This window comes from Trichococcus shcherbakoviae (assembly GCF_963666195.1).
Lineage (GTDB): Bacteria > Bacillota > Bacilli > Lactobacillales > Aerococcaceae > Trichococcus > Trichococcus shcherbakoviae.
In genome coordinates, this window is record NZ_OY762653.1 from 132,674 (window position 1) to 145,323 (window position 12,650).

The 12,650-nt window shown below is 45.8% G+C and carries 9 protein-coding genes; 7 read left to right on the forward strand and 2 right to left on the reverse strand.

Annotation, left to right across the window (positions count from 1 at the left end):
* The first annotated feature begins 79 nt into the window (after nucleotides 1-79).
* From ACKPBX_RS00545 to addA, 6 genes are all read left to right on the forward strand, one after another.
* Nucleotides 80-1,105: a hypothetical protein gene (locus ACKPBX_RS00545; RefSeq protein ID WP_319995715.1), complete on the forward strand. Its 1,026-nt coding sequence runs from the start codon at nucleotides 80-82 to the stop codon at nucleotides 1,103-1,105.
* Nucleotides 1,106-1,190: 85 nt separating this feature from the next.
* Nucleotides 1,191-1,820, forward strand: coding sequence for an AbiTii domain-containing protein (locus ACKPBX_RS00550; RefSeq protein WP_319995716.1), 630 nt, complete (start codon nucleotides 1,191-1,193; stop codon nucleotides 1,818-1,820).
* Complete coding sequence (locus ACKPBX_RS00555; RefSeq protein ID WP_319995717.1) at nucleotides 1,813-2,388, forward strand: hypothetical protein; 576 nt, start codon at nucleotides 1,813-1,815, stop codon at nucleotides 2,386-2,388. The genes ACKPBX_RS00550 and ACKPBX_RS00555 overlap by 8 nt, the downstream gene beginning before the upstream one ends.
* A 57-nt stretch (nucleotides 2,389-2,445) precedes the next feature.
* Nucleotides 2,446-2,634, forward strand: a complete 189-nt coding sequence (locus tag ACKPBX_RS00560) for a hypothetical protein (protein WP_319995718.1) — start codon at nucleotides 2,446-2,448, stop codon at nucleotides 2,632-2,634.
* A 191-nt stretch (nucleotides 2,635-2,825) separates the two neighbouring features.
* A complete protein-coding gene (locus ACKPBX_RS00565; RefSeq protein ID WP_319995719.1) occupies nucleotides 2,826-6,452 on the forward strand; it encodes a PD-(D/E)XK nuclease family protein in 3,627 nt (1,208 codons plus the stop codon).
* Nucleotides 6,449-10,261: a helicase-exonuclease AddAB subunit AddA gene (addA, locus tag ACKPBX_RS00570; protein ID WP_319995720.1), complete on the forward strand. Its 3,813-nt coding sequence runs from the start codon at nucleotides 6,449-6,451 to the stop codon at nucleotides 10,259-10,261. Before ACKPBX_RS00565 ends, addA begins: the two co-directional genes overlap by 4 nt.
* An 86-nt stretch (nucleotides 10,262-10,347) precedes the next feature.
* Here addA and ACKPBX_RS00575 read toward each other — a convergent pair whose 3' ends face one another.
* The gene (locus ACKPBX_RS00575; protein WP_319995721.1) at nucleotides 10,348-10,809 is read right to left on the reverse strand and encodes a DUF2798 domain-containing protein; all 462 of its coding nucleotides are present in this window, start codon (nucleotides 10,807-10,809) and stop codon (nucleotides 10,348-10,350) included.
* Nucleotides 10,810-10,976: 167 nt separating this feature from the next.
* Nucleotides 10,977-11,198 (reverse strand): type II toxin-antitoxin system RelB family antitoxin, encoded by a 222-nt coding sequence (relB, locus tag ACKPBX_RS00580; RefSeq protein ID WP_319995722.1) that lies wholly within the window; start codon nucleotides 11,196-11,198, stop codon nucleotides 10,977-10,979.
* 226 nt (nucleotides 11,199-11,424) lie between these two features.
* Between relB and ACKPBX_RS00585 the strand changes: the two genes are divergently transcribed.
* Nucleotides 11,425-12,357 (forward strand): hypothetical protein, encoded by a 933-nt coding sequence (locus tag ACKPBX_RS00585; RefSeq protein WP_319995723.1) that lies wholly within the window; start codon nucleotides 11,425-11,427, stop codon nucleotides 12,355-12,357.
* Nucleotides 12,358-12,650: the final 293 nt, after the last annotated feature.

Consider the following 12,650-nt stretch of genomic DNA (forward strand, 5'->3'; position numbering starts at 1 on the left):
CATTCCGAGATGGTGTAGAGGCCTCCATATCACCCGCAAAATACCAAAAAATCGTATAAAATAGAGAGCTGGTAACTGTATGTTAAAAGAGCTATATTATCCATCATTTGAAGTAGGCAATCCTAATTGGTTAAAATATGCTCTTCTGTACAAACAAAATCTTACGACAATTATACCTGATGGTTTTGAGAGACATACATCAGGAGCATATAGATATATACGGAAGAATACTGACCTTCTAAAAATTTATAGTCCAATTGATTCTGATAAAACTGAGGCTCATAATATTTTTTTCCCAATTATAAAAGACATTGTAGATAATCAGAATGATTATCTTGTTCCCGAACCATTATATTATTCACAGTTATCAAGAGAAAAAAGCACGACTTTATATTCTGTATATAAAAACTCGATATTTAATTATACCTTATACGATGAGAAGATGAATTCTGTTTCATTAGCATATTTAATTCGTAACGGCTTAGCTGAAAGAGGTCAAAATGCTGGTGAAATAAAACTTTCCAGAAGTTTAGCATTTTTTTATATGAATACTTTTGCTACTGTGATTTCTAAGCATGGGTTTATACCTACATCTGATTCTAATGTAGATGACTATCTAATGGCTACAATGAAGAATTTACATTACTTTGATAATATCAAGAAGCATATAAACGCTGAAACGACACATCAGCTTATAATCTCTCAGTTTTTGCCTCAGAATATTCATGATTACTCTAATTTACAGATAATAAGATTTAGAGAGAAACGTAGCTATGCTGATGCTATAGATAACTATAACAAGTTGATAAATGAAATAATTAGCATTAACCATTCGGAAGAAGACATTAAGGCGTGTCTAAGAATGATAGATGAGTGTACTAATGAATTAAAATGTCTCATAAAAAGAGATCTTGGCCCTGTGCTGATTGTTACTGCTATGGCAACTCTTGATAGTTCAATCGAATCCAATATTATTGTTCCGATAGTTAGTTATGTAGCTAACAATTTAGTAGCTAAAATTACTAAAAAAAATAAAATTTCTACAAATTTTAAAGAAAGATCTGACACCAGAAAGATAATTACTAACCTTAAATATTTGGAGTAATTGGTTTAATCCATGACTTAAAAAAAACGAGACAGCTGACAGTATTATGCATCAAAAAAACATGGATTCAAAAGGAGTAGTTTCGATGGCTAAAAGTCAGGTAATTAAAGATTTAGCAACTAATAAAATTAGTTTAGAAGAAACATTGCAGAGATTATTGGTAATTATTATGTATTTAGGCAATTATGAATTAGAAAATTGGATTACGGAAGAGTTAAATGGTTACAGAGATAAATCAAAAATTCCGATATACAGAAGAAATATAGGTTACAGATTATTATATTCAGGCATAAATGGTAACTTTCAAATTACAAATAATCCATTACCTATTGAGTGGTTACCTAAACAATTAAGAGACAGTATAGATTCTATTGATGCAAAAGAATCTATACGAATAATTGAGAAAGTGATAGAAAATAAAGAAAGAGTAGCTAACGATTTAACCTATTTAGCCAGTTTAATTTATAAAGATACAGGTGTTCAATGTACTAAAATTATTCAAGAATATAGCAATATATCATATCAGGGGATAGTCAGTAATGTTAAAACTAAGTTGCTTCAAATACTTATTAATATAGAACAAGAATTTGGTGAGTTGGATTCCTTGGATATTAATTTAGAATCAAAAACTGAAGAGCAAGTCGGATTGTTAAATGAAAAAATAAAGAATGTTATATCTTTTGATGGCATGCAGGAGGAATATACGAGTGAGTAATAATTTTAAACTATTGATTGTGGGTGCTATGATTTCTCTTATTTCATCAATAATTACATTTCTAATGCAAGAAGCATATAAACAACTTTCAAAAAATCAAGGAAAAGTTAAGATATATCGTAAAATAGTGTACAGTAAGTTTATCAAGAATCAAACTTGGGGATTCTCAACTAGCACTGATGGTTTACATTTTTCGATACCGATGTGGATTGAAATTCATAATACAAAAAATAAAAATGAAATAATTAGAAATTTCAATTTAGCATTATATAATAACGGGGAAAAAGTATCTATGATGACACAATTAAATCATGGTAACATTAATGGTGAAAATCTATTTTTTGGTGATAACGGTGTTTATTCTTTTTTAGTTTCGCCAGAAAGTATAGAAAGATACGATTTGTATTTTATGCTTAAAAAGAAAGATTTTGAATATAACTTTGATGAGGTTAGAGTATCTTATTATGATACTAGGGATAAACATAAGGAATTTAAGTTGCTTGAAATTGATAGGTGTTGGGTGGTCCAAAACAATAAAATAGATACTGATTGGAATCTGATCGATTAGCATTTTAGAAACGAATATTTACTAAATGTTGATTTTTTTATGAAAAGGAGCAGGCTTATGGTAAAACAATTCTATAAAGAACAGATTTGTGAAAAATGTGGAAAAACTTCGTACATATATAAGATACATTATCCAGCACCTGATGGCTATGAACATGAATGTAGTTGTTCTTATTGCGATTATACTTTTTTCCAAATCAAGAAAAAATCTTTGGATGATTATATTGCTTATAAAGAGAAAAAATGATTTTTCACATCAAAATATTGTCTCTTAGAATGAAACGCACATTCATACCGCAAGACGTGTTTTTCATAAAAATGTTAAAAAAGCGAAAATCTGCTTGATTTCCGCTTTTTTATTTACCTATAATCCCAATGCTTCACCACCCCCTTATGGTAAAATAACCATATTGACTTACACGAACAGGAGGCGATCCGATGGGGTTGCAGTTTATTTTAGGCAAGGAATCGGCGGACAAGAAACAAGCGATATATGAGCGGATTTCGGGGATCATGACGGAGGAGCCGGATGCGGAGGTATTTGTGCTGGTTCCAGAGCACGCGAAGTTCGAGGCGGAGATGTCGATCCTGGAGAAACTTTGGCAATTCGAGGTTTTCCGCGATCAGGACATGATGGGCTCGATGAATCTGCAGACGTTCAGTTTCAGCCGCTTGGCGTGGTATTTGCTGAAGAAATCGCCGATCTTCCAACAGCAGCAATTGTCGGAAGCCGGCCTCAGCATGCTGGTGCGGAAGATTCTGATGGAGAAGGAGCAGGAGCTGATCCTTTTCCGCCGGGAAGCCAACAAAGAAGGCTTCATCAAACAACTGACCGATCTGTTTCTGGAGCTGCGCAGCGGGCGCATCGAAGAGGAGGATCTGCAGGGGATTCTGGCGAGCCAGGCCGAATCCGGCAACGAGGCCGATTTCCAGCTGAAGTTGACGGAACTGAAGGAGCTTTACCATGCCTTCAACGAAGCGCTGCTGGACAAATACCTCGAAAAGGAGGTCATCCTTGAGGCGCTGGCCGGCGTCATCGAAACGCTGGATATGCAGAACACCTATGTCTTCATCGACGGTTTCTACCGTTTCACAGCCCGCGAGCTGCAGATCGTCACGACGCTGCTGCGCTCCGCAAAACAAGTCACGATCACATTGGCGCTGGACAAAGCCTATGTCAGCGAACCACCGGCCATGCATCAGCTGTTTTATACGGCTGGGTCGACCTATCACACGCTCTATCATTTGGCGCGCAGCCTGCGCGTTCCGGTCATGAAGGACCATTGGGTTGCGAAGGATACGGACGGCTACAAGGATGCTTTGTTGACCCTTGAGAATTATTGGATCGCGTCCACGGATGCGACCGCCAACAAAGTCCAAGGCTCGTTTGAGCTTACTGTCGACCAGAAGGAAGCTATCCGGGTCTGGGGCTGCGAAACGAAACAGGCGGAAGTCTTCCATGTGGCCAATGAAATCAAAAAACTGGTCGCCGAGGACGGTTACCGCTATAAAGACATCCTGATTTTGGCGCGGACGGTCGAAGAATACGAAACGATGGTGAAGCCGGTATTCGACAAAGACGGGATGGACGTCTTCTATGACAAGGCAGACGCCATGAAGCACCATCCGTTCATGGATTTCATCGACGCGCTGTTTCGAATCCGCCGCCATCATTGGCGCTATCCGGACATCATGCGCTTGCTGCGCACGGAATTGTTGACGCCTGCCAACCATGACAATCCGGCAGGGCTTGAGGAAACGTCGGCAGCCGTGCTGCGATTCCGCGAACAGGTCGATGTGATCGAGAATGTCTTGCTGGCATACGGCTATGAAGGCAACAGCTGGCTTTCGAAGGATGATTGGTATTTTGCGACCTTCAGGGACGAGAACGGCAACAGCAACCAGAGCCCCGAGGATAGACGGATGCAGGACACCTCCAACCAGGTCCGCAATTATCTGAGGGATCTGTTGCTGCCGTTCTTCCAGAAGATGGCGAAGGCCAAGACGGGCCGGGAAGCCGCAAGGAACCTGTACAATTTCCTGATCGCCGCCAAAGTCGACAAACAGATGCTGTTCTGGCGCGATGAAGCCTTGGCGCAGGGGGACCTGATCCAAGCGCGCCAGCAGGAGCAGATCTGGAAAGTTTTCCTGAACCTGTTGGATGAGTACGTCGAAATTCTGGGGGACAGCCCTTTCCAGGCTGCAGCATTCCATGAAATCCTATTGACCGGTTTCCAGAACGCGACTTTCAGCCTGGTGCCGCCAAGTATCGACCAAGTCGTCTTCTCGAGCATCGATGGAGCGCGCTTCGAGCCGGCGAAGGTGGTCTTCCTGATGGGGATGACCCAGGACCATTTGCCTGCGCAGAAAGAGAATAAATCATTGCTGACGGAAGAGGACCGCGCGCGTCTCAGCGGTTCGTTGAATAATGAAGAAAAATATCTGCACCCGACGACCGCCGAGTCGATGGCCGCTGAACCGTATGTGGCCTACCAGGCCTTCCTTTCAGGGACGGAAAAGGTCATCTTCAGCTATCCGATGAGTGCGGACGACAGCAAGAAATCACCGAAAATTTCGCCTTATGTGTCGCGCGTTGCCAATGCGCTGCAGATACCTGTCGAAATCAAGCACCAGGACATCGCCGATGCGGAGGATACGACTGCCTTCCTAGGCAGCAAACAACAGAACATCAGCCAGCTGGTTCATCTGCTGAGGCACCAACGCGCGACGAATGAGTCGGTGCCGACGCTATGGAAATACATTTTGGCCTACATATCCAAGGATCCGCAAGCCAAACGGATCATGCAGCAGGTCTTCGCCAGCCTCTGGCACAAAAATGTGCCGAGCAAGCTGACGGCGCCGGTTGCCGAGCAGCTCTACGGAAAAGACCTGTATTTGTCGGTCTCACAGCTGGAACGCTATTTTGAAGATCCGTACAGCCATTTCCTGCAATACGGCTTGAAGCTCAAGGAACGGGCGAAATACGAGCTGTCCGCTGCCGGAACCGGCGAATTTTTCCATGAAGCCTTGGAACAGATCGTCAACCAGCTGAAGAGCAGGCTCATCGATACCGCTGATCTGAGTGAGGAGACAGTCAAACAGATTGCCGATGCAGTCCTAAATGAGCTCTATGGGAGCGAAAAATTCAAAATTCTGAGGACCTCCAACCGGATGGCCTTCATCCGTGACCAGCTGGGCGAAACAATCCAGAAAATGGCTTGGGTGCTCAACCAACACAGCCGACGGACGGCCTTGAAGAACATCCGTACCGAAGCCGTCTTCGGGCAAATGGGCGGCGAACAGATGCTGGACGGATTGGACATGCCGCTGAACAACGGCGGCACCCTGCATATCCGCGGGAAGATCGACCGGATCGATCTGGTCAACGCCGGGGACGAGAATTATCTGACCATCCTTGACTACAAATCGAGCGCGCACAGTTTCAATTTCTCCGACGCCTACTACGGATTGGCGATGCAAATGATCACCTATCTGGATGTGGCCCTGCTGAACGCTGACAAGCTGCTGGCCGGGAAGACCTTGCCGGCAGGAGCTTTCTATCTGCACGTCAAGAACCCGTTCATCAAGCAGAACAGTTTCATGACGCTCGAGGATTACCAGAAGACGATCATCACTGATTACAAGCTGAAAGGGCTGTTGCTGAACGACACTGCCGTTTTGGACACAATCGATCCGTCTGTCGAAAGCGGTAAGTCTTCGGAAATCTTCCCTTTCAACAAACTGAAGGCCGGCAATCTGGGCAAAAAGGACGAATTGATTACATTGGATGATTTCCACAATCTGATCGCCAAGAACCGGGCGAACATGGTGGAGGCCGGCGATAAGATCCTGTCCGGCGACCTGAAGCTCGACCCAATCAAGGAACGGCCGTATACGCCGACAGTCAGCGGACCTTACCGCGCCATCTCGCAGTTCGACAACACGTTGCCGGAGAACCGCTACCGCAAATACATCAAGCTGAGCAAGGAAGATGTGCTTTCGAAGATCAAGCAAGAACGCGACGAGAATAATCAAGAATCCAACGAGGAAGGGGAGGAGCAATGATGACAGGCATACCGGCACGCACACCCAATGAAAAATTCACGGAAACGCAATGGCAATCGATCTACCAGACCGGGGACAATATCCTCGTCTCCGCCTCGGCAGGATCCGGCAAAACGACTGTCCTGATTCAGCGGATCATCGAAAAAGTGAAGGGCGGAACGAACGTCGATGAACTGCTTGTCGTCACCTTCACCGAATCAGCTGCCAAGGAAATGAAGGAGCGGATGACGGGCGCCATCCAGACCGCCATCAACGAAGCCCAGTCGCAGGAGCAATACCTGCACCTGATCAAGCAGCTTTCGCTGATGCCGCAGGCGAACATCTCGACGATCCACGCCTTCTGCCTGAAGGTCATTCAGCGCTATTTCTATCTGATCGATCTGGATCCGGTCTTCCGCTTGTTGGCGGACACGATCGAAGTCGAGCTGCTGAAGGAGGACGTCTGGGAAGAGGTCAAGGAGGAACTTTACGGGGAGCCGGATACGCACTTCAAGAATCTGGCCAAGGCTTATTCGAAGGACCGCAGCGACGACGATCTGATGAAGCTGATCTTCTCGCTCTACGACTTTTCGCGCGCGAACCCGATTCCTTACCGCTGGCTGGATTCTTTGCCGTCTTTGTACAACACCGAAGCCGGGTTGACGAACAGTGTGCTCTATCAGGAATTGCTGAAGCCGCAGCTGCTGAGCCTGATCGAAGGCATCCGCTACGACATCGAACAAGCACGGCATCTGGCGGGGCAAGATGTGAAAACGGCTGCCCAGCGCGAAATTTTCGAAACGGAGCAGGGCTATGCCGACCGCCTGTTGGAAGCTGTCCAGCAGGATGACTACGAATCGGCCTACACGATTGCGAACGAACAGCTGCAGTTTGCGCGTTGGCCGAGCAGCAAGAAGGCCGACCCGGATGAAGTGAAGGATCAGAAAGCACTGCTGAAAAACCTGCGCGACAAATACAAGAAGGATTTCGCCTCATTGAGCGCGCAGTACCTCAACCGGCCGCTTGCGGAACAGGAGGAAGTGCTGAAAGGCATCCACCCATACGCCGAGGAGATGGCCCGGGTGACGAAACGCTTTTCCGAAGCCTATTGGGAACGGAAATTGGACGACAATGTGCTTGATTTCAATGACCTGGAGCATCTGACACTGCAGATTCTGGCGCCGATTGCCGAGGATGGGGAACGCAAGATGAGCGACGCGAGCGCTTATTTCCGTAGCAAATTCGAGGAAGTGCTGATCGACGAATATCAGGACGTGAACCAGCTGCAGGAGAGCATCCTCTACTGGGTGACGCGGCATCAGCCGGAAACCGAGAACCTGTTCATGGTTGGGGATGTCAAACAGTCCATATACGCCTTCCGCTTGGCCGACCCGAGCCTGTTCCTGCGCAAATACGCGGCCTTTGCCGACAAAAACGGCGGAGAACGGATCATTCTGGCCGAAAACTTCCGATCGCGCGCAGAGGTCATCCATTTCACGAATTTCATCTTCGAACAGCTGATGGACGAAAAAGTCGGCCAGATGGATTACGACGAAGCCGCGAAGCTCCAGGCCGGTAACAAATCCTTCCCGGAGAGCGAGCGCAACCAGACGGAGCTACTGATCTACCTGTCGGAGATTGCCGACAACGATGAGGAAACCCTCACGCCGGAGAACGATCTCGAAGCCGACCTGACGATCGACGACAAGACAGCAGGGGAAGTCACGATGGTGGCGCAGAAAATCAAGGCGCTGATCGATGAGAAGTTCCTGATCTACGACAAAAAGAACAAGGAAGAACGGCCGCTATCCTACCGGGACATCGTGCTGTTGACGCCGACGAAGAAGAACAACCTTGTCATCCTGGAGATCTTCAAAGATTTCCAGATTCCGGTCATCCTGAATGACACGGAAAGCTATTTCCAGCGCACCGAGGTTTCGATCATCCTGTCCTTGCTGAAGGTGATTGACAACCCGCGCCAGGATATCCCGCTAGCGGCAGTACTGCGTTCGCCGATCGTCGGTTTGGATGAGAAACAGCTGGCGCTGATCCGCATCCAGCAGAAGAACGGCGATTTCTACGAAGCCGTGCAGCATTTCATCAAAATTTGCGAAAGTTCTGGGATTGACCAGACCGCGGAAATCAAGGACGCGCACAGCAAGTTGGCGCTGTTCATGGGTCGCTTGCACGAATGGCGCAACATTGCCAGACGGAGCAGTCTCGTCACCCTGATCTGGACCATCTACAACGACACCCACTTCCTCGACTACGTAGGCGGCATGGTCGCCGGCAAACAGCGGACGGCCAATCTGCACGCCCTCTATGAGCGGGCCAAGAAGTATGAGGAAACGAACTACAAAGGGCTGTTCCAGTTCATCCGCTTCATCGAGAAGATTCAACAGCGCGACAAAGACTTGGCGGAACCGACTTCCTTCAGCGATGACGAGGATGCCGTCAGGGTCATGACCATCCACGCCAGCAAAGGCCTGGAGTTCCCTGTCGTCTTCCTGATGGATCTGTCGAAACGGTTCAACCTGAGCGATACCCAAAGCAAATACATCTTCTCCGAGACGCATGGGCTCGGGACCGATTATTTCGACGTCCAGCAGCGGGTACAGTATCCGTCCTTGGCGCGCCAAGCGTTGGCGATCGAAAAGAAAAAGAAATTGTTGGCGGAAGAGATGCGCAAGCTCTATGTGGCTCTGACCCGCGCCGAGCAGAAACTGTTCCTGGTAGGGTCCTACAAATCCGAAGAAAAGCTTTGGGCCGATTGGCAAGTGGCCGACGGAACAAGCGGGAAGCTGCTGCCGGATTACCTGCGCCTGCAGGCCAGCTCGATGATGAAATGGCTCGGCATGTGTCTGTACCGGCATGAAGATGCAGAGAACGATCATTTCCATAAGGAATACCGCGGCGAACTGACGCACTACCCGGTGCACTTCAGCATCCAGACTTTCCGCGAGGAAGACCTGTTGTCCTACATCCCGGTCGCCATGGAGGAGATCAACGAATCGCAGTGGAAAGACGAAATCGAGCAGATGGCGTCGGCGAAAGTCGAAGCGCACGAACACTCGCTGGCGGAAGAAATGAAGCTGGCCGTTGCCCTGATGGAAGCGAAATACCCCTACGAGGCGGCAATGACGACGACCAGCTACCAGTCCGTTTCGGAGATTAAGCGCCTGTTCGAGGATCCGGACGAAAGCCATATGCTGAAGCTGGACCTTTCCGACACCAAACGGGTCTCCCGCTATGTGGAGCCCGAGTTCCCGCGTCCGCGCTTCATGCAGGAGATGGTAATGCCGAACAGCGCCGAAATCGGTACCGCGACCCATTTCGTGATGCAGTCCGTGGATCTAGAAAAGGAAATCACCGCAGCCTATGTGGCGCAACTGTTGCTTGAATTGGTAAGTGATGGACTGCTGGAGAAGGCTGTTGCTGAGAAGCTCGATGCGGAACAAATCGCGTTGTTCTTCCGGACGGAATTGGGCCAGGAAATCCAGGCGAACGCTGACAGGGTGAGACGGGAAATGCCGTTCTCGTTGCTGATTCCGGCAAGCCGGATATTCGCTGAGATGCCGGAAGACTCAACCGACAATCTGCTGATCCACGGTATCATCGACGGCTTCATCGAGTACGACGATCACATCGTCCTCTACGACTTCAAAACCGATTTCGTGGGCGATCAAGCTCCGGTATTGCCCGAGAACATCGTCGACAAATACCGCGGCCAGATGAACCTGTACAAGAAAGGCCTCGAGACCATCCGTCAGAAACCCGTCAGCGCGGCGTATATTGCGCTGCTTTCGAACCATACGAATATTTCCGTATAAATTAAACTGAAAAAGGTGGAGCATCCAAGGATTAAATCCAGGATACTCCACCTTTTTTTGATTTTTCAACAACTATGCGCTAAAGCTTATTCCAAAATAAGCTGACTATTGGATTGGATATTACCAAGAATTGTCCGGGATATAGGTCCGACAACCAACAATTGCAACGGCAAAGCGACAATTACATTCATTCTCCACGCTTCGCTATAGGCAGCCCATAAATTATCGGGGATGCTGCCTTCAATCAGAACACCGAATAATGACATGAAAGTGACCATCCCTAAAACCATCAAACTGGAGATTGTCAAAATTAACTGCACCTTATTTTCTTTTTTGATGGGTAGTCGAAAAGCAATTTTCTTTGCAATCACTCCTACAATGAATACGTCCAAAATAAAGGCGACAACAAAACCTGGCACTAAGCCTGCGACAAGCGGTATAAGAGCTAAATTGTCATGTAACAGCAGATTGTACATACTCATTCCTAACACCATCATAGAGCACATTATCGTCGTAAAAATAATTCCTTCTTTTTTGTTTGTGGGCATGTAAACACTCCTTCTATTTTTGTGCAACGTCAACCATGGTATCACAAATATAGAATGTGTGTAAGAAGTATTTTCAGGATTAATTTAAATATTTTGAAAATCAGTATATTGCTATTGCATAAGTGTCTTCTGAACCTGGCTCATAAAGGCTCCTTTAAATGGTACTATCAGAAATCTATTTCCTTCATCATTTCATCAAAAGAAACAACTTGAGGGTTCTCAGTATGTTGTTCCATGGCAGTACGGTAGAGTTCCAGATCGATTTCATCTTCGATTTTTTCCAGTACAGCATTCCTTAGGAGGGCAGAGACCGTTATGTTTTTGGCTTTCGCATATTGTTTGATCAATTTTTCGTCTTCTTCGTCCATGCGCAATAATATCGTGACCATTTCTACCACTCCTTTATGTTCAATGTAATCCAAAGCGTGTTCCTATTCAACTATTTTAAATAAATGAAAAAAGTGTTGCCACCTGCTCCTTTTCAGAATCTTTCCGTTTCAGGTTTTCATATGTTAAAATATTTTTATAAGAACTTACAGCGCTTCCTTGTTTGAAAAATCAATAGCGGAACTAGCACAGGTTTTCTTGTTACCGAGAAGGGTGGATTCCTTACCAATGGTTGCTGATAATAATAGGTACATGTCTTTGATAAACGAAATGATTGAGCAGAGGCAGTCAGAACCGCTTGAAGAGAAAATTGCAAATACGAGAGATAGAAATATAAGAGTGGCAGGAATCATCCGAGACTATCTCGCCAAAAAATACCATGCCGAGGTTATTGTTACAGGCGGTCTTTCGGTTGAATACTATACTGACGGTGGTTATACTACCCAGGATATTGATATGATTACACAGTCACAAAGGGAATTAGAAATAATATTAACGGATCTTGGGTTTATGAGGGATGGGAAATATTGGGTACATGATCCTCTTGAAATTGTTATAGAGGTTGTAGCAAGTGTACCTTTTGATGGAGTATACAAGCCCACACTAAAAGCTGCTACAAAAGACGGTTTTTCTGTTAATTTCGTGGATATTAATGACATTTTGATGGATCGAGTAAGAGGGCTTGCTCATTGGCAATACAAGGACTACGGGGAGCAACTGCTTGCGTTGATTGACAGCCACCTCCAGAAATTAGATATGGAATACCTAAAGCAAAACTTAGAGGGGAAAGAAGAATATGAGCTTCTTCTCTATCACATACGTCTCTTGCAGAATGATAATCTGCCTGAAGCACAAGCGTATCGGGTGAAAAGATATTTAGAGCAGAAAGGAATTCCCTACTCTGAATTGCGAGAAGGAGATGAGTCAGAGTACCTGTACCTTGCATTCCCTTTACAGGAGGATGCTAAGACTCACTTTGGCAGCTATTTCGGTCTCCTCCTACTACCCCATATTGATATTCTGTTATATAATGATGACGAAGAAGAGTTTGAATCAAAAGAAGATGCAGATGTAGCTACTACACTAATCAAGTACAGCGCTAGATACGGTGAGCCATTTTCTTCCATTTTGGAAGCTCTAGAAAAGGAGGTAGTTGAATGAGAGTCAAATTGAAGGTTACAACGTCCCGTACTTCTCGAATGGAAGAGTTGGCAAAGGCTTCTAATTTTTATACAGCTACCAAATTTCCGGACAGAAGTCCTCACATGAGGGAACCAAAAAAAGCAGAGATACTCGAGTCTTGGGAGAAACGCCGTAACGGTTTTAAGATAGGAAATATATAGGTGAGCATCAGAACAGGGAGTAGGGGGATGATCTTCCTACTCCCTTTTTCTGTCTTCTTAGACTAGATTATGAGTGTCTAATCTAAGAAGACATCATTTCATCGAAATAAA

Excerpts from the sequence above, each read along its gene's own strand:
- ACKPBX_RS00545 (WP_319995715.1), top strand. The coding sequence starts at position 80 with ATGTTAAAAGAGCTATATTATCCATCATTTGAAGTAGGCAATCCTAAT.
- ACKPBX_RS00550 (WP_319995716.1), top strand. The coding sequence starts at position 1,191 with ATGGCTAAAAGTCAGGTAATTAAAGATTTAGCAACTAATAAAATTAGT.
- ACKPBX_RS00560 (WP_319995718.1), top strand. The coding sequence starts at position 2,446 with ATGGTAAAACAATTCTATAAAGAACAGATTTGTGAAAAATGTGGAAAA.
- ACKPBX_RS00565 (WP_319995719.1), top strand. The coding sequence starts at position 2,826 with ATGGGGTTGCAGTTTATTTTAGGCAAGGAATCGGCGGACAAGAAACAA.
- addA (WP_319995720.1), top strand. The coding sequence starts at position 6,449 with ATGATGACAGGCATACCGGCACGCACACCCAATGAAAAATTCACGGAA.
- ACKPBX_RS00575 (WP_319995721.1), bottom strand. The coding sequence starts at position 10,809 with ATGCCCACAAACAAAAAAGAAGGAATTATTTTTACGACGATAATGTGC.
- relB (WP_319995722.1), bottom strand. The coding sequence starts at position 11,198 with ATGGTCACGATATTATTGCGCATGGACGAAGAAGACGAAAAATTGATC.
- ACKPBX_RS00585 (WP_319995723.1), top strand. The coding sequence starts at position 11,425 with ATGGTTGCTGATAATAATAGGTACATGTCTTTGATAAACGAAATGATT.